Here is a 20015-nt window from a genome sequence, read left to right as displayed (position 1 = left end):
CGACACCGACAGGGCAACGTAAGTACGTTGTTTTATCGATGAAATTCATTGATCGTCACTTCCACCTTGCCGTGACATGTCACGCTACCCCATTCGACCGTCATTCGTTTAATCAGGCTGTCATCTGCCCATACTCCGGCATGGGTCAGCCCATCGAATAATGCTTTCTGGAAGTTGTCCAAATCCCGCTTTGCGCGGGTCGGCGGGTAGAGAATGACGTGGATATCAATTTCGTGGGTGATAGGCTGAGGGCGGCGCTTAAGCTGCTCCCATACTGACGCTATAGCATTGGTCCGGTATGTTCGCCCTCTTGCACTGATCAGCATCCCCTTCGGAGTGGAACGCCAATAGCCGTTAACGCTGGGTGGAAATGGCAAGGTTAATTTCAAGCCACATCCCCCTGCTTCAGATACCTTTCATACCAGAACACTACCGGTGCGTTAGTTAATTCAATCAACCCAAACCTTTCAGCAGTGCGAAAATTAACGCTGGATTTTCTTGCGCGTTCAGCCTGAAGCGAAACCTGTTTCCTGAACATCTCAAGGGAGTAAGATGTTTTGAACAGATTACACGGAGCGCATGCGGGGTTGAGGTTGTCGACACAGTCAGCGTGCTTGTTAAATACTTCCCCGGTAGCTTTGAGCTTAAACAGGCCCTTTTCTTTCGCTTTCATGTCCTGCTCTGAAACGCGCAGCACCGCTTCAACGTGATCAGCATGCCAGCCTTTTTCAGGTAGTTCGCATCCACAGTAAGCACACCGACCGCCAAACTTCATTCGCAACTCGCTACGCTGTTTTTTTGTTAATTTCATGCAATCCTCCCCGGCAGCATCTGCACGCTGCTGTCACACTCATTGCCCCAGATATCCCAGCCCTCTGAAGGGCGGCGTGCAAATAACTCAATGCGCGAAACATTACCGTAAAGCTGTTCCAGTCGAAAACGTGCCTCCGCTGGTTTAGTGCTGTGCTCGCCCTGGCAGGAGTAGATCACCTGCTTTACCGATCTGCTGGCGCGTTCCAGTCCCGTTCCCCGGACAGCCACCAGCGCAGATTCCTGATTACCCCGCGTGTAATTGCCGGGATTCATCCGTGTTTCAGCGTTCAGCATTTCCAGTAGGTCGGTGAAGTCGTGAATAGTCTGCTCTTCCAATGCGGCGTTGAAGCGCTGCTCTGCCCTGCCGTTGAACTTCACCCAGGTAAACAGAAACATCTGGCGAACGTCGAAGCCCCACGCCTCAGCGACGGCTCTGGCCTCTTCAACATGAGTGCCGGTGTACCACATCACCAACACTGAGTTGTCCGCAGAAAGCTCCCATACGGGGAGCCTCTTAATATCTGCAAGGTTCATCGTGCTGTAGTGATCGCTGGCTGCGCCGTTGCTGATGGTGTTGCCATATGACCAGGGAGGATCAGCGTAAATCAGTCCGTACTTCATCAGGCCACCTCTGGTGATAGCTCTTTGATGGCCGACTTTACTGCTGCACGTAACTCTCTGACATTTGCCCAGGTAGAACTCAGCGTGCAATTCAGTAATCTCAGGAAATCTGCTGCTGTTGGGGCGAAGTTTCGGTTTTCTTTGTACACCTGGCTGAAGCGCTGGAACATGTCTTCCCGTGTCGTTTCATCGGCGTAATGCTTATCAACAAATGCCCGCAGTTCGTCAGTTGATGAATACGCGTCCACCAGCTCAACGGCTTTGCGGATAGTCTCTGCCGGGATAACGACGACTTGAGGATTTTCCAAAGAGTCGCTGGCCCATGTGTGCGCGTACTTCGATTCGCTGAATGTGAACTCTGCTTTGTCGCCGAACGCGGCCGCTGCACATGCCCAGGTCGTTACACCGCTCTGGTTGATGATGTCTTCTTTCAGAAGGGGCAGTTTGGTTTCAAGCGTTTCACCTTCTGTGATGGTTGGCGCTGGCACGCCATGCTTCTCGCGGTACTCGGCCAGAATGCCCATCGCCTCAAGATAAATTTCATCCGGTGCCTTGTAGCCATCATCACTGAATTCGAATGCGGCCATCAGTTCCACCAGGCGGCGGGCTTTGCCAGCGTTAAACTGCGGAATAGCAGCGGCTTTGGTCAGTTTCTTTTTGCCAGCGGCTTTAGCCTCAGCCATCTTCTCTTCTGCTACTGCGCCAGCTTTAGTGCCGTGTTCACGTGATAATGATACTGCTGTTGTTGCCGCAACCTCCCCCGAACGGACCATACCGATCAGCGTGTCGCCTACTTCGAGCAACTGGAGGTGATGCTCAATGTCAGCCACAGAACGTTTTACTTTTTTCGCAATTTCGGCTTCGGTCCAGCCCTGATTCATCAAGCGCTGATATGCGCCTGCGCGCTCCAACGGCAGCAGTGATCGTCCTTGGGAACTGGTGACCATCAGTGCAATGCGATCAGCTTCTGTGCCTTTGGCGTCTTTGCATTCCAGACGAGCCACTTCAGTGCCTGCTTCAGTCGCCAGCAATGCACCGTAGTAACGATGGTGGCCGTCGATGATTTTTAAGCCCTGCTCTGTGACCTGAACCACCAGCGCCGGGACTTCTTCACCGAGAATAAAAGCATCACGGAACTCTTCAACATGCGTCTGATCGATGTCGCGAACGTTATAGCCGGGCTCAACATAGAACTCTTTCAGCCCTGCGAAGTAGGTTTTGCGTGGGACGATATCGGTTTCAGATTCGTCGCGGTTTTTGTGTACTACTGAAAGTGAAGTCATTTGCTTACCATCTCCAATACCAGGGCCAAAAAGAGAAGAAAAATCATTACGCTAGCGAGTTGAATGCTGTGATAGAAAATTTCGTGCCGGGTGAAGTGCTCCCGCAATTTCTTCATCACCAGTCCCTCCAGTGATCAATCTCTGGCACAACCGCTACGCCGATCCCCGGGGTGTCGTATGCGACCCCTACCCGGCCCTGACTGATGCAGTGCTCACGACGAACGGTAGCTTTATCGCGGGCTACGGAGTTGTCGGTACCATCCATCGCCAGAAGCCATTCACGGGCAGCTCTACGCCACAGGCCGCGCTTCTCCAGATCGATTGCTTTAGCACGGTGAAGGTCATACTTTTTACCCAGACTCTCCTGGTCTGAATCCAGGGGGATGCGGTAGTAAAACGGGTGCGCGTAATGCGAGTAACGGGAAACGATTTCTTCGATGTAAAGCTCCGACATAAGCGGCTGGATAAGTCGCTTCGGGATGCCAGCTCCGTTAGCGATCTGCGTTGACGTGCAGCCAGGGTTATTGCGAACAAACTCGATAGCCATCTCACGAATATTCATGCTGACTCCTGCTGGTTTTCTTCTGCCGCGTTCTTCACCGCTTCTGTCCAGATGCTTTTCCACGAGTTACGAGCGATCGATTCGTTCATCCGGCCAAGGCCAGCCTTGCCAGCTGCGCGTTTAGCCAGTTCCTCGATACGGTTACGGGGTTTGCCAGGGTTTGCCACCAGGCGCTTGAAGGCATCGTCACGTTCAGCGGTGTTCACTGGCTCCGCTCGTTGTGCCGCTGCTGCACGTCCTGATTTCTCCCATGCCTGCGCTCCAAGGAGGTTCGCCGGGAATTTAGCCGGATGAAATATCGTCGGCGGGGTCAGGTGCTTTGACCACTCAGTTCCCAGCCAGCGGTCGGACATGTACTCAACAACAGTTTTCAGCTCGTCGACTGTGTGACCATCGACCAGACGCGCCCTGATGTTCTCCAGAGTGGCTTTGGCCGTTGTGTATTTTGCACCGGTCATCAGGTTCAGATGCTTCAGCACAAGAATCGCCTGGTCTGTTACGTGGATTTCTTCAGAAATTTTGTCATCCAGTCCTGCCGCTGAAGGCGGTTGGACAGAAGTGTTTTTATCTGATGGTTCTTGTTTTGAATTTACTAACGGATCGCCCCCAGATGCTGACGGGTGAAAACCTGTTTCGCGGCAGTTATTCGACGGGTCAGAATTTGAGGCCTCAGATTTCGACGCGTCAGATTTTGATGCATCAGATTTTGATGTGTCAGATTCTGGCGTATGAACTTTGTTGGCCGCTTCACGCAGTTTTGCCACGTTCAGATGATAAACATTGGATGCGTTACGGTTCCCCTGGCGGCGCTGACGGCGGCTTAACCAGCCCTCTTTCTGAAGCTTGCCAATAGCAGTACGGACAGTGCTTTCACCCGCGCCAATCTGACGGGCAATAGTCCCTACGCTAGGCCAGCAAACACCCTCGTCGTTACACCAGTCAGCAAGACGAGCCATGATGACCACCTCTGTCAGCTTCATGCCAGACAGTGCGCAGCCATCCCAGACGTATGCGGATAACTTAACGCTCATAGAACCCTCGTGAATTTCTTAACGAAGCGCTCAAGCGGCTGCATGCACTCGTGCGGATATCCTTCGCGCAGGAAGATGACCTGCTGATTAACTTTGTCCCAACGAATGACTTTGACGAGAACGCCACGTGGGTCGCGATATTTGCGATTGAGGTTTTGGCTGTCTTCATGCACGTGCACCCCCAGCTGATTTAGATTTACGCGTGCGCTTAGGGCGATTAGCTTTTGGAGTGCTGTAGGTCGCGTGTAAGCGTGCGTAATGCAGACAGTCGTCAAACATCGCACCCTTCTTTGATGCCTGGCTGCAACGTCTGTAGTGATCAACGCCGACCAGTGCGCCACTGTTGGCAACGTCAGCCGGGAATCCTTCCTCCAGAAGCTTTTTAACGAGGTTTGTCTGGATAAAATCGACAGGGTTCATAAGCCCCCCCCCATCGCGTTTACGCGCTTCCAGAACGACTCCACGTCTACCCGTGGCAGAACGTATTGGTAGTTGTTGAAATCCATCTGGCCAGGTAATCTTGCTTCATACGAGAACGAGGCCGGGGACTTACCTCCCGTCATCGCCTTACAACGCATTTGCTGTATACCCGATTTTTTTAGTAAAGTGTTCATGTGCTTATTGTCTCCGCGAAGTGACTTAAGTGCGCCGATGCCCAGGGGCTGCAATCTCCTGGGCATCAACTTTTCTGCCCACCAGTAAATCCGCTGCTTCGGCCTGCATGCCGTGCAACGCTGCCCACATCAGTACACCCTGCTTCATATAACGAATGGACTTCATGAAGCTCTGTGTTACTGATTTCAGTTCGTGGTACTCAACTACTCCATCCTCCTCAGCATCCAGCTTGCCTTGAGCTGCAAGGCCTCTCGCTGCATCAGCGCGCATCTGAAGAGTTAATAAATCCACATTGTCCACCAGCTCTGGAGTCGGGTTATCAACGACCAACATTCCAAACTGTGATGCAAAGTAATCAGCCAGGAACGGATAACCCACCACGTGTTGCATGTAGGCCAGCTGGTCCATGTCGAAGAAGCGTGTGCCGTTCTTCATGTGCAGGCGGTTGTTAAACTCGCTGTATTTCAACCCCATCAGTTCAGCTATCTGAGCGTTAGTACCTTCGTAGCCCTTACATGCCTGAATCACGATCTGCTGTAATTCCACCATTTCCCTGTCCTTTTGGTAGTTAACGTGCGCCAGCTGAACGACTAATCTCTGTCATTCCGTCTGTTGGGTTTGGATAAAGGTCAGGGCGAAGCTCATGAGGGGTTACACCTGTAACCTCAAAAACGCGGATCACTCGCTCTGCCGGAACCATCCCTGATGAGCGATGCTGCCAATAGCTGATGCTCATTGCAGATACTCCGAGCTTCTCTGCTAAAGCTCTTGCCGAACCTGCTGCCTTGATCGCCTTGCCTAATGGGGTCATGAAAAATCTCCAGTTTTTGTTGATGGTGAGATTAAACAATAAGTTTATATAAACGTCAATCTTTTGTTTATTCCTGCGTGTAAACAAAAGGTTTATTATTAAGGGATGAAAGATAAAAGCGTGGAAAGAGAGATGGTCAAGCTCAGTCGCCCAGAGGAACTACTTAAAGCAGCGAATGTGACGAAGGCTGGTTTAGCCAGGCTGGCTGAAGTTAGCCCTCAGGCTGTGAATAACTGGTTCAAGCGTGGTGAAATTGGGAAGACGGCAGCTATCAAAATAGCGGCTTCAACTGGCTTAAGTCTGTCATGGATACTGGGCGAAGATAATGGCTCAGACAGCATTGAGCTTGTTGGTGGTGCAAGGGATGGAGTTATCCCTGTAATAGGTGATGCAGTGCTGGGTATGGATGGCTTGATTGATATGATGGAGTTCCACGCCGGGTGGCTGCAAATTTACAGCAGCGACAACCGTGCTTATGGCGTTCGTGTTCGCGGAGATAGCATGTGGCCACGAATCCAGTCTGGTGAGTTTGTCGTTATTGAACCCAACACGAAAGTGCATCCGGGCGATGAGGTTTTTATCCGCACAGCAGATGGACACAACATGATAAAAATACTTAATTTTACTCGTGATGGTGACTATCAATTCACTAGCATCAACAATGACCACAAGCCGATCACAATGCCCCCATCCAACGTTGTAAAAATCCATTTTGTTTCGGGAATTATCAAAGCAACTCGCTTTATATCAGCCGAAGACGTTTCCAAAGACTAATCCCCCTCTTCCTGTATGTATGCCCAGCTCATGCTGGGCGTATGCCTTTCGCTGCGCCTCGAAAACCCAGATATAAACATTTAGTTGACACAGCAATAAAGCTATTGTTTAATTGATTTCAGCAAAGAGTTAAACGCTGTGTGTAGTCTTGACGGTCAGCAGGGTTTTACCATCCAGGGTAAGTAGGTCCCGCCCTGTTTGACCGTCCTTTTTAATGCATACATGGTCTGCCACTTAGCGGAGTAGAGAAGATGGCTTTCAACACGAAAAAAATAGATTTCGCCAAGATGATTGTGGGAATGAAAAACCCTAACGTTTTCAGTAGTCAGGGTTCAGTCTATCTCATTGACGGTCCGCGCTTTAGCACCCACGCACCTGAAGTTGAGATTTATCGCGCCAGCACAATGCAGGAACCAGGTTTAATTTCATCTGCCAACCAGGCAGCAAAGTTCCGAAAATGGATGGAGGCTTAATGTTTCTTGTTCTTTTTAAAGTCGAGGGTGGCGAAATCCGAGGGAAGTGGCTTGTTTCGAGAGAATTCTCTGATGAGCACGATGCACGTAATTACCTCGAAAAAGTTAAGCAATTCCCAGGTAGTTATCGCTTGGCTGAAGTTATTGAATAACCAATCCGCGACGCTGCGGCGGCACTGGTCACATCGGCAAGGGCTTTTGTAACACGGGTGTTTTCGAACGCTTTAGAGACGTGAAGCGAATGCCCTTGCCGATGTGGTGAATTGCAGTCCTCAGAGACAACCAGAAGATAAGCATCTGGCACCACACATATTTCGGCCCTTTAGCTCAGTCGGTCAGAGCATGCGGCTCATAACCGCCTGGTCACTGGTTCAAGTCCAGTAAGGGTCACCAAAGTGGGCATTAGTGAAAAATCACACTGCCGCTTTAAAAGTCCAGACGATATCTGAGTGACTTAAAAAACAGATGGGAGTCGGTGGAAGCCCGCCAAAAGGGTTTCATGTACCGAATGAACACATGATGACGCGGGGAAAGAACCGTGACAGGAGGGAAGTAGACCCCGCGAACACAACAGGTAAGAGTATTTAGGGGACGGCGCTGCTTAGCAGGCTGGCGAGTGAACCGGAGATAGTGCTCTTTTCGATGTGTTACTCAGCGGAGACGGCTGTGGATTAATGCAGTGATCCACCAGCCATTTAATAAAAATCATCAGGCTCACGAAATATAACCAACCCCGGTTAGGGCTTCGTGCAACCTGAATACAGCGAAAAGGTTATTTCGATGGCACATGAAGTCGGAACTCTGACAACGCCGGAACTCGTCAAAGAGGCTTACGGCAAAGCACGTGAACTGGAACACTCATTCCCAGATATCAGCCAGCTGCTTCGCGCTCTGGCTACACGCCTCGACGTTCGCAACGTTCTGGCCGCAGCCGTATGTAAGAGCAACGTCAAACGCTTTGAGCCTGATTACCAGATGCAGATGAACCATGAGCTCGCTTTCATGCGTGAATGCCCTGCTGGTCGTTACGTTCAGTTTGATGTGCTGGCCGACCTAGTTGAGCAGAACGCACACCTTCATCTGATTCAGACAACCATTGCCCTGGCTCTTAATCTTCCCGGTCAGCGTAATTTCTCTGCCGAAGTGATCGAGCGCGTTGTGGGAACCAATGCCGTACTGGTTGGGGAGGCAAGCTAATGTCCTGGATTACTACCCTCACAGGAAAGCACTTTGACTTCATCAATCCGCAGGCAGATACGATCTGTATTGAAGATATTGCAGGGGCGCTTTCGAACATCTGCCGGTTCACTGGTCATGTGTCTGAGTTCTACAGCGTTGCACAGCACTCCGTTCGCGTCAGCTATCTGGTTCCTGTTGAATTCGCCCTGGAAGGTCTGTTGCACGATGCCACTGAAGCGTATTGCAGTGATATCAATTCTCCGCTGAAAGCCCTGTTACCTGACTATCAGGCAATCGAAGGGCGCGCAGATGCAGTGATCCGGGCTAAGTTCGGGCTTCCACCAGCTATGTCACCAGAAGTTAAACACGCTGATTTAGTGATGCTCGGTACAGAACGCCGGGATTTGGGGTTGGATGATGGCATTCGCTGGCCCTGCCTTGATGGCATTGAACTCGATCCCTTTCTGATAACTCCTCTTCCTCCAAAAACCGCACAGGCGATGTTCATTAACCGCTGGAACCAGTTAAAGGTGACGTCATGAAAGAGCTCTATGACCTTGAGGCTGTCTACGACGAACAAATCAGCCCGTTAATGCAGAAGATTATTGAAATCTGCAATCAGCATCAGATGCCAATGCTTTGCTCTTTTGCTTTCCATAATGATGCCGATTTGGGTGTTGGTGACTGTACGACCCTGTTGAACAGTTTTGATGGAAGATTTCATGCGCCTTTCGTAATGGCGTTACGTGCAATTCGTATCGGTCCTTCATGCACTGCGTTTGCTATCACACGCACCGGCACTGTGTCCAAGGAGGTTTCCAATGGCTAAGTCTCAAATGCAGCTGGCCAACCGCGCCTGGCGTATAGAAACGAAAGCGCTGGGCTGGCACCGGGGATGGAAAAAAGGCCGCAAGCAGTGGAAAGAATTCTGCCGCCGTAATGCCGAAATCACTATCGACTCACGCCAGTGCAGCGAAGAGCCTGATTTTGAAGACATCGGGGATGCCTGCTGGAACGTTGCTGAAGAACTGACTTATTGGACACCTTAACCATGAGCACCATCACCTTTGTTTTCCTGATCATGGCCTCTCAGGTGCGCGACGGCAGCGCCTGGAGCATCACGCCAATGCCGTCGATGGCCGTCTGCCAGCAAGTTCTGGCGGATGTTCGCTCACATGGAGGCTGGGGAGATGATTTCCCGAGCGCACCGGATGGCTCTTATTGCAAAGAGGTGAAGCAGTGAAAACACAACAGTTAAAAGAAGAGCTTCAGGGATGGCAGGAGCACTACAGCGATCCGGCAGACAAAGATAACTATGATTTTTTCGCAACAGTTATTGCTGCTATTGAGCAACTGGAAGCAGCAGAGTCCCGGCTGCATGAAGTGGCTGTAGCCTGTGCCACGACTGAACACGAACTGGAAGAAACGAAGCAGCTGTTGCGCGGCACGCGGGAGAAGCTGACCAGAGCCATTGATCGGAATGTCGCAAAAGATATCGAAATAAAACGGCTCAGTGCTGTTGAGCGTGAGCGCGACGAGCTGAAACGCAATCAAGAGCTGAACCTTAAAATTAAGCAGGCGATGCACGAACGCTTTACCAGGGCAGAGGCTGAACTTGCCCGGCGCGATGCTGCTGCGGGTGAGCCTGTTGGGTTGCAGTGCATGGGCGACAACGGAAAGTGGCAAGACTGCGCATCGCGAGAAGTCGCAGAGTCACATGGGTTCACTATTTTCCGTGAACTCTACGCCGCCGCACCGCCAGCCGTGTTGCGTGATATTGAACCGCTTATTGAAGGCGCTTTGAAGTTACACGGTTTGCGGACAGCGGTAGATGGTCACAGTCAGCTTTCAGATGGTTTCCGTAACGGGGCGCGATGGGCAGCCAAAGAACTGGGCGCACAGCAGCAGAAGCCTGTTGTTCTTCCTGCTGAGAGATTCTGCGCCGCTGAGCATGCCGGTAGTCTTTTGTGGACAGAAACAGAGGTGTGGAATAAAGCGATATATGCATGTGCCACCTCTCTCGACGCGGCCAATGTGCCTTATGAGGTGGCGAAGTGAAAGATGCCCCGATTACTTCTGGCGAGCGCCTGTCATGGATGGCTGAGAGTTGCGAGCAGTTCGAATTCCACCTAGTGCGTGACAGTTACGCCATATCCGCCCATAAGAATGGGAATTACTTCGAGTCAGCTGGCCCGGCGTGCGACATGCACGAAGCCATCAATGACGCATTTTATGAAGTCCTGCAACGAGGTGGTGATGGCTAAGTCAGCAGCAGAACGTAAAGCCGCGCAGCGTATGCGAGAGGCATTGCACAATGCTTCTAATGGTGAGGGCACGTTGACCATGGTTCTAGATATGCAGGAACTGGAGATGCTGGAACGTAACCGCGTTGCTCGTCGCCCGGGTCGGGACCCTTACGAGCTAACTGAGTATGTAGCCCTTCTCATTCGCCAGGATGATGCGCGGGTTAGAGCTAGGTTCAAATCACTCAGCAAGAAACGCTGTGGGCGATGTGGTGATCAGTTGCCGGTGCAGAGTTGCCCATTACAGAAGGAAGTGGCGTGCTGGGTGCGTAATGGATGGTATGACGTGAAATTAACGCCGTGACATGTCACGGCCTTTAACTACCCGATGCAGCGGGTTGCGGAGACATTAATGAGCAGAACAATGAAGTTAAATGATTGGGCGAAAGAGGAATTCGACGAACCTGTACCCAGCCAGGCCTCCCTGGTGAAGTATGCTAAAAATGGCATGATACAACCCCTTCCTGTGAAGGCAGGGAGATGTTGGAGAGTAGACAGAACTGCAAGATTTGTAGGAATGACAGTTAAGCCGGTTATTAATAAAGCCGACGATCCGCGTTTAAAAAGGATTCTTCAAGATGGCGAGACCACGTAAAAATAATATCCAGATTCCAAATTTATATGCGCTTTATAACAGGAAAGTGAATAAAATCTACTGGCGCTACAAACATCCTGCCACTGGTAAATTTCACAGTCTTGGAACGAATGAAGCAGAAGCTGTCGCTATAGCAACCGAAGCCAACGCACGTATGGCGGAACAACGTTCGAGGCAGATACTGACGCTCAGCGACAGGATTGCTACCAGTAAGGGGAAAGCAATTTCTACCGCGACCTGGCTGGATCGTTACTGGAAAATTCAGGATGAAAGATTGACCAATGGAGAGATAAGACCAAATACCCATAAACAAAAAGTCAAGCCTGTCGCCCTGCTTCGGGAACGGGTTGGTATGAAGCTTATTTCATTAGTGGATGTTCGTGATATTGCGGAGATTCTTGAAGGGTACATTTCAGAGGGGCAGCCTCGAATGGCGCAGGTGATCCGTTCGGTGTTAATCGATGTCTTTAAAGAAGCGCAGCACTATGGCGAAGTTCCGCCTGGTTACAACCCTGCATTGGCTACCAAGCAGCCCAGGATCCGGATTACCCGGCAGCGTCTAAACCTGGAAGAGTGGCAGAAAATTTTCACTATTGCAGATACCCACCATCAGTATTTGGGTAACGCGATGCTTCTGGCGCTCGTTACTGGCCAGCGACTGGGTGACATCTCAAATATGAAGTTCAGTGATATCTGGGACGATCACCTACATGTAATTCAGGAAAAAACCGGGAGCAAGATAGCCATTCCTCTCTCGCTTCGCCTGAATGCAATAGACTGGAGCCTCCGAGATGTCGTGGCACGCTGTCGCGATTATGTGGTGAGTCCTTACTTGATTCACTTTTTCAGGGCTACGTCTCAGGCGGAACGTGGCGCTCAGGTTAAGTCCAATACCCTGACGATGAACTTCAGCAAAGCGAGAGACAAAGCAGCGATTGACTGGAAAGAAGGCACACCTGCAACATTTCACGAACAGCGCTCTCTGGCGGAACGTCTTTATAAAATTGAGGGTATCAACACCCAAAAACTGTTGGGGCATAAATCAGCCCATCAGACAGCGAAATATCACGACGATCGAGGAAAAGGATGGACCATGGTTGGACTTTAAAAATCATTAAATGATAACAACCATTTAGAACGCCACTAAAAAAAGCCAAGTTATTCATTCAACATAAACATATTTAGAAACGAACCAAATCATAGGCTTTCCGTTTACATTATTATTTTTTTCATTAAAATCCTTATCAGCCTCCCTTGCTGAAAAAGTAATGAAATACATACCCGGCGAATCAACCTTTGCTACGTAGTTGAGTTTCCGCTCTGCTGAAATTGGTATTTTCCAATCATAGATGGGTATATTTTTACCTTTTGCACTCGATGAGATTTCTTCATATATATTTGGAGTATATGTCTTTATTGATTTAACCTTATCACCACGCACCTCAATAGCATCTATAGATACGGAGTCGCCCCTTAACTTTATAAATATTGGTTCCGAGCCACTATTTTTTATGCTTATAACTGGAGTGATATAATATCCATCAGAAGACTTAGTGATGGATGCATCAATATTAAAAAATGTTGATTCAGTATTTCTTATTTTCTGCTGAAGCTCTGCATATTCAGCATTGGCTTTGTCTTTCTGGTTCAAAGCATCAAAAGTATATGCTCCCCAAGCCAATGTCAGGATTGCGCATAAAGATATAGAAATATTGTTGAAGTTATTATGGTTCCTCCATATATTCTTAGCTTGCCAAAAAAGAACAATAATTAGCAGTGCTAATAATACCCATCCCACAATAATCATAATTATCCCCCAACATGCCTTGGGTCACCATCCTCTGGGAAATCATCGTCTTGAGTCTTAGTTGGCTCAGACGTCACAAACTCAACGTTTTGGTCAGCAGCCTCCAAGATTAACTGTCTTTTAACTGCCTCAACATTTATATCTTGATAAATGACATCACGGCTTGTGTTGATCATTTGTGTAATCTGATCAATTTTACCATTAAAGTCATTGTTTACAAATGTTAAAGACGAAGCCGGTGAAGAAAACGATAAAAGTGCACAAAGGAAGGCAGTACCAGCAATGTTAGACGTACTTGTGAATTTTAACCAAAGATCGCCTGGCGACATCAACATTTGCTGAACTGTGAGATTAAGCTCACCTGACTCAGAAAATCGTTCCATTCCATCTCGAATGTCTTCGAAGGTTAAAACAAAGTCTTCCTGAATGTTATTATCTAAATGCTCGCCAATTAACAATGAAAGTACTTGTATACGATCGATTAGTTCATTTAATTGCTTTAAGGTATGGTGTTTTATAGCATTCGGCTGCTCAACTCGTAAACTACCGTAATAACTATTATCCGAAATAAAAAATGCCATCAACCAATGGAATATTTCTTTTGAACTGTCACCTAGCGAAAAAATTGCTTGATAAGCATTAAAACATCTTTGAATAGTTATAGGTATAGACCGTCTAGAAATAGGCTCCCCCCATTCTACACTTCTACGAACATAAAAACCTTCGTTCTGAGAAATTGCATCCAAACTAATAAAAGGACCTGACTTAATAACACCAGGGATAACATTCATTGAATCCATCGTAAAAACGACATCCCCGACACTCATATCAAGTACGAAATTTTCAATTTGGGTTTTTATATTTCTCGTTATTGCACCATCTATTTCAGGAAAAAAATGAGAAAAATTAGCATGGCTTAATTCCTCATCAAACACCCCGGGTTCTAATTCATAATCATCAAGGTGTCCAGTTGCGATAAAATCACCATCGAAGAATTGCGATATATATCTATAACGAACACCAGAACGAACAACCCAGCACTTTGAGTCTAAATTAACACTTTCAATGAGTAAGTTGTGAGGCATATGGAGGTTCCATCAATCCCAAGTTCAATATTTGTATTTAACATTCTATCAGTAGGTTTACGTTTTGATAAATTATTTTGATAATATTTTGATAACCGTTAGAATGCTAATAATAAAAAACGGGAACCATCAGGTTCCCGTCAGCACAGCATCATCAAGCTGATTACATGTGTTTAATCATCGCGTCGCCAAACTCTGACGCTTTCAGCAACTTAGCGCCGTCCATCTGACGTTCGAAGTCATAGGTCACGGTTTTGGCAGCGATTGCGCCTTCCATGCCTTTAACAATCAGGTCAGCGGCTTCGAACCATTCCATATGACGCAGCATCATTTCTGCAGACAGGATGATAGAACCTGGGTTCACTTTATCCTGGCCAGCATACTTAGGTGCAGTACCGTGGGTGGCTTCAAACAGTGCACATTCGTCACCGATGTTAGCACCCGGAGCAATACCGATACCGCCCACCTGCGCCGCCAGGGCGTCAGAGATGTAGTCACCGTTCAGGTTCATACAGGCAATTACGTCATACTCAGCCGGACGCAGCAGGATCTGCTGCAGGAAGGCATCGGCGATCACGTCTTTAATGACGATCTCTTTGCCGGTGTTCGGGTTCTTCACCGTCATCCACGGACCACCATCGATCAGCTCACCGCCGAATTCTTCTTTCGCCAACTGGTAACCCCAGTCTTTGAAAGCGCCTTCGGTGAATTTCATGATGTTGCCTTTGTGAACCAGCGTTACAGAATCACGGTCGTTAGTGATTGCGTATTCGATGGCTGCACGCACCAGACGCTGGGTGCCCGCTTCTGAACATGGCTTAACGCCGATACCGCACTGCTCAGGGAAGCGAATTTTCTTCACGCCCATTTCATCACGCAGGAACTTGATGACTTTATCTGCTTCCGGCGTACCCGCTTTCCACTCGATACCCGCATAGATATCTTCGGAGTTCTCACGGAAAATCACCATATCGGTGTCTTCCGGGCGTTTCACCGGGCTTGGTGTGCCGGTGTAGTAACGGACAGGACGCAGGCAGATGTACAGATCAAGCTGCTGACGCAGGGCAACGTTCAGGGAACGAATACCGCCGCCGACCGGGGTGGTCAGTGGGCCTTTGATGGCAACGCGATATTCTTTAATCAGGTCGAGGGTTTCTTCTGGTAACCAGACATCCTGGCCGTAAAGCTCTACCGATTTCTCACCGGTGTAAATTTCCATCCAGGAAATTTTACGCTCACCGTTGTAAGCTTTCTGCACAGCGGCATCAACAACTTTGATCATCACTGGAGACACGTCAACGCCAATGCCATCACCTTCGATGAACGGGATGATTGGATTGTTAGGTACGTTGAGTTTTCCCTGATCCAGGGTGATTTTCTGACCTTCCGCCGGAACAACTACTTTGCTTTCCATTAACCTCTCCTTCGAGCGCTTTTTTTTGTTAATGACTTGTAAGATGCGCGTCAATACTACTTGAATATTGACTCCGCGCCAATCATCTCGGGATTGCGGTATAATGCACTCATTGTTACTCAGTGCAAAGACCATGCGAAAATCTTCCTTGACGAATCATCACCCTGGGCGTTCCGGCCCGCGCCGCGCCGCCAAACCAGCCGTTAAAGGCCCACGTTGCGTGGTGCTGTTTAATAAGCCCTTTGATGTGTTGCCCCAGTTCAGCGATGAAGCCGGGCGCCGCACGCTAAAAGATTATGTTCCCCAGCCGGGTATTTATGCTGCCGGGCGCCTTGACCGTGACAGCGAAGGGCTGATGGTGCTGACCAATGACGGCGCACTCCAGGCCACGCTGACCCAGCCCGGTAAACGCACCGGAAAAATCTATTTTGTACAGGTCGAGGGCGATCCGCAGGAGAGTGACCTGCAACCGTTACGCACTGGCGTAAATCTGAAAGATGGCCCCACCCTGCCCGCCGGGGTAGAAAAAGTGGCCGCCCCCGACTGGTTGTGGGATCGTCAACCTCCGATTCGTGAGCGCAAAGCGATTCCGACCTGCTGGCTGAAAATCACCCTGTTTGAAGGGCGTAACCGTCAGGTACGTCGAATGACGGCGCATATTGGCTTTCCCACCCTGCGGCTGATCCGTTTCTCCATGGGTGCGTTACAGTTACAGGGTCTGGCGCCAGGCGAATGGCGTGATATCAGCAACGAAATCTGACTTTTTAACGCGTGGCACGCTGCGCGTCTTAACCGAATGGAGGACATTATGTTTAAACCGCACGTCACCGTAGCCACGGTGGTACAGGCTGAAGGACAGTTTCTGGTAGTAGAAGAACGTGTGCGTGGACGCACAACTTGGAACCAGCCTGCGGGCCATCTGGAAGCGGATGAAACGCTGCTTCAGGCAGCGGTGCGTGAACTGTCGGAAGAGACCGGCATTGATGCGATTCCCCAGGCCTTTTTACGTCTGCACCAGTGGATTGCCCCGGATAACACCCCGTTCCTGCGTTTCCTGTTCGCCCTGGATCTGCCTGAAGCGATCGACACCTACCCACAGGACCGCGATATTGATCGCTGCTGGTGGCTGCCGCCGCAGGAGATCATGACGTCAAAAAAACTGCGCTCACCACTGGTCGCAGAAAGCCTGCACATTTATCAGACCGGGCCGCGCTATCCGCTGGAGATCCTCAGTGCCTTCCAGTGGCCGTTTAGCGAGAGTGCGCAGGTCGCCGACGCGTGATAGAATGCCGCGCAATTTTATCAGAGTCGCCTTTAACGGCTCCTTAAAGTCGGACAAGCAATGTTGAACAGTTCTAACAGCCAGAAAAAAGTGATCGTCGGGATGTCCGGCGGCGTTGACTCCTCCGTTTCCGCCTGGTTGCTCCAGCAACAGGGTTATCAGGTTGAAGGCCTGTTTATGAAAAACTGGGAGGAGGATGATGGTGAGGAGTATTGCACCGCAGCGGAAGATTTAGCCGATGCGCAGGCAGTCTGTGACAAGCTCGGTATCTATCTGCATACGGTCAATTTTGCCGCCGAATACTGGGACAACGTGTTTGAACACTTCCTGGCGGAATACAAAGCGGGCCGTACGCCCAATCCTGATATTCTCTGCAATAAAGAGATCAAATTTAAAGCCTTCCTGGAATTTGCCGCCGAAGATCTGGGGGCCGACTACATCGCCACCGGTCACTACGTGCGTCGCCAGGATGTGGACGGTAAAAGCCGCCTGCTGCGCGGTCTGGATGGCAATAAAGATCAGAGCTACTTCCTCTACACCCTCGGTCATGAACAGATTGCACAAAGCCTGTTCCCGGTGGGCGAATTAGAGAAACCCGAAGTCCGCCGTATTGCAGAACAGCTTGATTTGATCACCGCGAAGAAAAAAGACTCCACCGGCATCTGCTTTATTGGTGAGCGCAAATTTACCGAGTTCCTGGGCCGTTATCTGCCCGCTCAGCCGGGGCCGATTGTGTCCGTTGACGGTGACACCGTCGGGCAGCATCAGGGTCTGATGTACCACACGCTGGGCCAGCGTAAAGGGCTGGGCATCGGCGGTACCAAAGACGGTAACGAAGAGCCCTGGTACGTGGTCGATAAAGACGTAGCGAACAATGTACTGGTGGTTGCTCAGGGCCACGACCATCCGCGTCTGATGTCCACGGGCCTGATTGCTCAGCAGTTGCACTGGGTGGATCGCGAAACGCTGACCGCACCGCTGCGCTGCATGGTGAAAACCCGTTATCGTCAGGAAGATATCCCCTGCACTGTCACCCCGCTGGATGCTGAACGTATTGAAGTACGTTTTGACCAGCCGGTGGCAGCCGTGACGCCTGGGCAGTCGGCGGTTTTCTATATCGATGAAGTCTGCCTGGGTGGTGGCATCATCGAGCAGCGTCAGCCGCTGGTTAACGCATAAGCGGGTTAACACATCAACAGTCGGGCCGCAGAACAGCAGCCAACGTACCAGCAGCCTGAAGTCTGGCGTATACAGGAGTTACCGTGGCGAAGAATTACTATGATATTACTCTGGCACTGGCTGGCGTCTGCCAGTCCGCTCACCTGGTGCAGCAACTGGCGCACCAGGGACAGTGCCCGCCCGATGCGTTAAAAACATCGCTGAAGAGCCTGCTGGACCTGAACCCGTCATCCACACTGGCGGTGTTCGGTAACGACGAAGCAAACCTGCAGTTTGGTCTGGAAACCCTGCTGGCCGTGCTGAACAGCAACAGCCGCCAGGGTCTGGGCGCCGAACTGACGCGTTACACGCTGAGTATGATGGTGCTGGAGCGTAAACTGAACGCCAGCAAAACGGCACCGAATGAGTTGTCCAGCCGTATTGCCCAGCTCGATCGCCAACTGGCGCACTACGATCTGGAATCCGATACCCTGTTAAGCGCGATGGCAGGGATTTATGTCGATGTAATCAGCCCGCTCGGCCCGCGCATCCAGGTCACCGGTTCACCGGCTGTCCTGCAGAATAGTCAGGTACAGAGCAAAGTTCGTGCAACATTGCTGGCGGGTATCCGTGCAGCGGTGTTGTGGCAGCAGGTCGGCGGTGGCCGTCTGCAGCTGATGTTTTCCCGTAACCGCTTAGTCAATGAGGCAAAAGCGATTCTGGCCCGCCTTAACGGGACCCCAACCTGATTTTTTAACCGATCCTGGAGCAGCAACAATGGAATTATCCTCTCTGACCGCCGTCTCACCTGTAGATGGCCGTTATGGCGACAAAGTCAGCCCACTGCGTGGTATTTTCAGCGAATATGGCCTGCTGAAATTCCGCGTTGAAGTTGAAGTTCGCTGGTTACAGAAACTGGCAACCTGCGCTGCGATCAAGGAAGTTCCTGCATTTGATGCCGACGCAAACGCTTACCTTGATGCTATTGTCAGCAGTTTCAGCGAAGAAGACGCTGCGCGCATCAAAACCATTGAGCGCACCACCAATCACGATGTGAAAGCAGTGGAATACTTTCTGAAAGAGAAAGTGGAATCCGTCCCTGCCCTGCACGCGGTATCTGAATTTATTCACTTCGCCTGTACTTCAGAAGATATCAATAACCTGTCACACGCGCTGATGCTGGAAACCGCACGCCGTGAGGTGATTGTGCCTTACTGGAACAAAATCATCGTCGCCGTGAAGGACCTGGCGGTGCAGTACCGTGATATCCCATTGCTGTCGCGCACCCACGGCCAGCCTGCAACGCCGTCAACGCTGGGTAAAGAGATGGCGAACGTTGCCTATCGCTTTGAGCGTCAGTTGCGCCAGTTAGAACGCATTGAAATCCTGGGTAAAATCAACGGTGCCGTGGGCAACTACAACGCCCACATCGCGGCGTACCCGGAAGTGGACTGGCATGAATTCAGTGAAACCTTCGTGACGTCATTGGGCGTGACATGGAATCCGTACACCACGCAGATCGAGCCGCACGACTACATTGCCGAGCTGTTTGACTGCATGGCGCGCTTTAACACCATTCTGATCGACTTCGATCGTGATGTCTGGGGTTACATCGCACTGAACCACTTCAAGCAGAAAACCATTGCGGGTGAAATCGGTTCTTCCACCATGCCGCACAAGGTGAACCCGATTGACTTCGAAAACTCCGAAGGCAACCTGGGCCTGGCTAACGCCATGATGCAGCACCTGGCCAGCAAACTGCCGGTATCACGCTGGCAGCGCGACCTGACCGACTCCACGGTACTGCGTAACCTCGGCGTGGGCGTGGGTTATGCGCTGATCGCTTATCAGGCAACGCTGAAAGGCATCTCCAAACTGGAAGTGAACCGCGCGCGTCTGCTGGACGAGCTGGATCACAACTGGGAAGTGCTGGCTGAACCGATCCAGACAGTCATGCGCCGTTACGGCATCGAAAAACCTTACGAGAAGTTGAAAGAACTGACGCGCGGTAAACGTGTTGACGCTGAAGGCATGAAAACCTTCATCGACGGACTGGATCTGCCGGAAGACGAGAAAACTCGCCTGAAGCAGATGACCCCGGCCAACTATATCGGCCGCGCCATCCAGATGGTTGACGACCTGAAATAATCTCGCCCCACCGGGCCGGCTCAGTCGGCCCGTGTTAACCTCTTGTTTATCTGATCTCCCC

At 50.4% G+C, this 20015-nt stretch carries 30 protein-coding genes and 1 tRNA gene; 18 read left to right on the top strand and 13 right to left on the bottom strand.

The genetic code is table 11. From position 1 onward, the window contains the following. Positions 1 to 32 precede the first annotated feature (32 nt). From FVB43_RS18860 to FVB43_RS18815, 10 genes are all read right to left on the bottom strand, one after another. Positions 33 to 389 carry a RusA family crossover junction endodeoxyribonuclease gene (locus FVB43_RS18860; protein WP_167864519.1) on the bottom strand — a complete coding sequence of 119 codons (357 nt, stop codon included), beginning with the start codon at positions 387 to 389 and terminating at the stop codon, positions 33 to 35. Further along, positions 386 to 811 (bottom strand): HNH endonuclease, encoded by a 426-nt coding sequence (locus tag FVB43_RS18855; protein ID WP_167864518.1) that lies wholly within the window; start codon positions 809 to 811, stop codon positions 386 to 388. Before FVB43_RS18855 ends, FVB43_RS18860 begins: the two co-directional genes overlap by 4 nt. Beyond that, positions 808 to 1434 (bottom strand): MT-A70 family methyltransferase, encoded by a 627-nt coding sequence (locus FVB43_RS18850; protein ID WP_167864517.1) that lies wholly within the window; start codon positions 1432 to 1434, stop codon positions 808 to 810. Before FVB43_RS18850 ends, FVB43_RS18855 begins: the two co-directional genes overlap by 4 nt. Then, positions 1434 to 2717 (bottom strand): ParB/RepB/Spo0J family partition protein, encoded by a 1284-nt coding sequence (locus tag FVB43_RS18845; protein ID WP_167864516.1) that lies wholly within the window; start codon positions 2715 to 2717, stop codon positions 1434 to 1436. Before FVB43_RS18845 ends, FVB43_RS18850 begins: the two co-directional genes overlap by 1 nt. Before the next feature lie 115 nt (positions 2718 to 2832). Continuing rightward, positions 2833 to 3279, bottom strand: a complete 447-nt coding sequence (locus FVB43_RS18840; protein WP_167864515.1) for a PerC family transcriptional regulator — start codon at positions 3277 to 3279, stop codon at positions 2833 to 2835. Then, the gene (locus FVB43_RS18835) at positions 3276 to 4310 is read right to left on the bottom strand and encodes a conserved phage C-terminal domain-containing protein (protein WP_167864514.1); all 1035 of its coding nucleotides are present in this window, start codon (positions 4308 to 4310) and stop codon (positions 3276 to 3278) included. Before FVB43_RS18835 ends, FVB43_RS18840 begins: the two co-directional genes overlap by 4 nt. Further along, positions 4307 to 4483, bottom strand: a complete 177-nt coding sequence (locus tag FVB43_RS18830) for a DUF4222 domain-containing protein (RefSeq protein WP_167864513.1) — start codon at positions 4481 to 4483, stop codon at positions 4307 to 4309. Before FVB43_RS18830 ends, FVB43_RS18835 begins: the two co-directional genes overlap by 4 nt. Continuing rightward, complete coding sequence (locus FVB43_RS18825) at positions 4476 to 4730, bottom strand: hypothetical protein (RefSeq protein ID WP_167864340.1); 255 nt, start codon at positions 4728 to 4730, stop codon at positions 4476 to 4478. Before FVB43_RS18825 ends, FVB43_RS18830 begins: the two co-directional genes overlap by 8 nt. Before the next feature lie 219 nt (positions 4731 to 4949). Further along, complete coding sequence (locus FVB43_RS18820; protein WP_167864512.1) at positions 4950 to 5474, bottom strand: YmfL family putative regulatory protein; 525 nt, start codon at positions 5472 to 5474, stop codon at positions 4950 to 4952. 19 nt (positions 5475 to 5493) lie between these two features. After that, positions 5494 to 5736 carry a transcriptional regulator gene (locus tag FVB43_RS18815; protein WP_167864511.1) on the bottom strand — a complete coding sequence of 81 codons (243 nt, stop codon included), beginning with the start codon at positions 5734 to 5736 and terminating at the stop codon, positions 5494 to 5496. A gap of 105 nt (positions 5737 to 5841) precedes the next feature. Here FVB43_RS18815 and FVB43_RS18810 point away from each other — a divergent pair, with 105 nt between their 5' ends. From FVB43_RS18810 to FVB43_RS18750, 13 genes are all read left to right on the top strand, one after another. Further along, entirely contained in the window at positions 5842 to 6510 is a 669-nt protein-coding gene (locus FVB43_RS18810) for a S24 family peptidase (protein WP_242462169.1), read from the top strand. A 251-nt stretch (positions 6511 to 6761) separates the two neighbouring features. Beyond that, on the top strand, positions 6762 to 6983 hold the full coding sequence (locus tag FVB43_RS18805; protein ID WP_167864510.1) for a hypothetical protein: 222 nt from the start codon (positions 6762 to 6764) through the stop codon (positions 6981 to 6983). Next, positions 6983 to 7135 (top strand): hypothetical protein, encoded by a 153-nt coding sequence (locus FVB43_RS18800; protein WP_167864509.1) that lies wholly within the window; start codon positions 6983 to 6985, stop codon positions 7133 to 7135. The genes FVB43_RS18805 and FVB43_RS18800 overlap by 1 nt, the downstream gene beginning before the upstream one ends. 164 nt (positions 7136 to 7299) lie before the next feature. Next, positions 7300 to 7376, top strand: a tRNA-Ile gene (locus FVB43_RS18795). A gap of 387 nt (positions 7377 to 7763) precedes the next feature. Beyond that, the gene (locus tag FVB43_RS18790; protein WP_167864508.1) at positions 7764 to 8180 is read left to right on the top strand and encodes a hypothetical protein; all 417 of its coding nucleotides are present in this window, start codon (positions 7764 to 7766) and stop codon (positions 8178 to 8180) included. After that, a complete protein-coding gene (locus FVB43_RS18785; protein ID WP_167864507.1) occupies positions 8180 to 8704 on the top strand; it encodes an HD family hydrolase in 525 nt (174 codons plus the stop codon). Before FVB43_RS18790 ends, FVB43_RS18785 begins: the two co-directional genes overlap by 1 nt. Beyond that, positions 8701 to 8991 (top strand): hypothetical protein, encoded by a 291-nt coding sequence (locus FVB43_RS18780; protein ID WP_167864506.1) that lies wholly within the window; start codon positions 8701 to 8703, stop codon positions 8989 to 8991. Before FVB43_RS18785 ends, FVB43_RS18780 begins: the two co-directional genes overlap by 4 nt. Continuing rightward, positions 8984 to 9211 (top strand): hypothetical protein, encoded by a 228-nt coding sequence (locus FVB43_RS18775; RefSeq protein WP_167864505.1) that lies wholly within the window; start codon positions 8984 to 8986, stop codon positions 9209 to 9211. The genes FVB43_RS18780 and FVB43_RS18775 overlap by 8 nt, the downstream gene beginning before the upstream one ends. A 2-nt stretch (positions 9212 to 9213) precedes the next feature. Next, positions 9214 to 9405, top strand: coding sequence for a hypothetical protein (locus tag FVB43_RS18770; RefSeq protein WP_167864504.1), 192 nt, complete (start codon positions 9214 to 9216; stop codon positions 9403 to 9405). Beyond that, positions 9402 to 10220 (top strand): hypothetical protein, encoded by an 819-nt coding sequence (locus FVB43_RS18765; RefSeq protein ID WP_167864503.1) that lies wholly within the window; start codon positions 9402 to 9404, stop codon positions 10218 to 10220. The genes FVB43_RS18770 and FVB43_RS18765 overlap by 4 nt, the downstream gene beginning before the upstream one ends. Before the next feature lie 198 nt (positions 10221 to 10418). Next, entirely contained in the window at positions 10419 to 10769 is a 351-nt protein-coding gene (locus tag FVB43_RS18760; protein WP_167864759.1) for a hypothetical protein, read from the top strand. 48 nt (positions 10770 to 10817) lie between these two features. After that, on the top strand, positions 10818 to 11060 hold the full coding sequence (locus FVB43_RS18755) for an excisionase (RefSeq protein WP_167864502.1): 243 nt from the start codon (positions 10818 to 10820) through the stop codon (positions 11058 to 11060). After that, positions 11044 to 12168 carry a site-specific integrase gene (locus FVB43_RS18750; RefSeq protein ID WP_167864501.1) on the top strand — a complete coding sequence of 375 codons (1125 nt, stop codon included), beginning with the start codon at positions 11044 to 11046 and terminating at the stop codon, positions 12166 to 12168. The genes FVB43_RS18755 and FVB43_RS18750 overlap by 17 nt, the downstream gene beginning before the upstream one ends. A gap of 54 nt (positions 12169 to 12222) precedes the next feature. Here the strand turns inward: FVB43_RS18750 and FVB43_RS18745 are convergent, their stop codons facing one another. The 3 genes from FVB43_RS18745 to icd all read right to left on the bottom strand — a co-directional run bounded on the left by FVB43_RS18745 (position 12223) and on the right by icd (position 15366). Further along, the gene (locus tag FVB43_RS18745; protein ID WP_167864500.1) at positions 12223 to 12867 is read right to left on the bottom strand and encodes a hypothetical protein; all 645 of its coding nucleotides are present in this window, start codon (positions 12865 to 12867) and stop codon (positions 12223 to 12225) included. A gap of 2 nt (positions 12868 to 12869) precedes the next feature. After that, complete coding sequence (locus tag FVB43_RS18740) at positions 12870 to 13952, bottom strand: hypothetical protein (protein WP_167864499.1); 1083 nt, start codon at positions 13950 to 13952, stop codon at positions 12870 to 12872. A gap of 163 nt (positions 13953 to 14115) precedes the next feature. Continuing rightward, positions 14116 to 15366 (bottom strand): NADP-dependent isocitrate dehydrogenase, encoded by a 1251-nt coding sequence (gene icd, locus FVB43_RS18735; protein ID WP_133843297.1) that lies wholly within the window; start codon positions 15364 to 15366, stop codon positions 14116 to 14118. A 103-nt stretch (positions 15367 to 15469) separates the two neighbouring features. Between icd and rluE the strand changes: the two genes are divergently transcribed. The 5 genes from rluE (at position 15470) to purB (ending at position 19954) form a co-directional block, all read left to right on the top strand. Then, a complete protein-coding gene (gene rluE, locus FVB43_RS18730; protein ID WP_159337283.1) occupies positions 15470 to 16126 on the top strand; it encodes a 23S rRNA pseudouridine(2457) synthase RluE in 657 nt (218 codons plus the stop codon). A 48-nt stretch (positions 16127 to 16174) separates the two neighbouring features. Beyond that, a complete protein-coding gene (locus tag FVB43_RS18725) occupies positions 16175 to 16648 on the top strand; it encodes an NUDIX domain-containing protein (protein ID WP_133843295.1) in 474 nt (157 codons plus the stop codon). 60 nt (positions 16649 to 16708) lie between these two features. Further along, positions 16709 to 17827 (top strand): tRNA 2-thiouridine(34) synthase MnmA, encoded by a 1119-nt coding sequence (gene mnmA / locus FVB43_RS18720; RefSeq protein WP_133843294.1) that lies wholly within the window; start codon positions 16709 to 16711, stop codon positions 17825 to 17827. An 83-nt stretch (positions 17828 to 17910) separates the two neighbouring features. Then, positions 17911 to 18555, top strand: coding sequence for a high frequency lysogenization protein HflD (gene hflD, locus FVB43_RS18715; protein WP_167864498.1), 645 nt, complete (start codon positions 17911 to 17913; stop codon positions 18553 to 18555). Between the two features lie 28 nt (positions 18556 to 18583). Continuing rightward, positions 18584 to 19954, top strand: a complete 1371-nt coding sequence (gene purB, locus FVB43_RS18710; RefSeq protein ID WP_133843292.1) for an adenylosuccinate lyase — start codon at positions 18584 to 18586, stop codon at positions 19952 to 19954. The last annotated feature ends 61 nt before the right edge of the window (positions 19955 to 20015 follow it).

The sequence above is a fragment of the Erwinia rhapontici genome (genome assembly GCF_012271765.1).
Taxonomy (GTDB): Bacteria; Pseudomonadota; Gammaproteobacteria; order Enterobacterales; family Enterobacteriaceae; genus Erwinia; species Erwinia rhapontici.
This window is presented reverse-complemented; position numbering and strand designations above follow the sequence as displayed.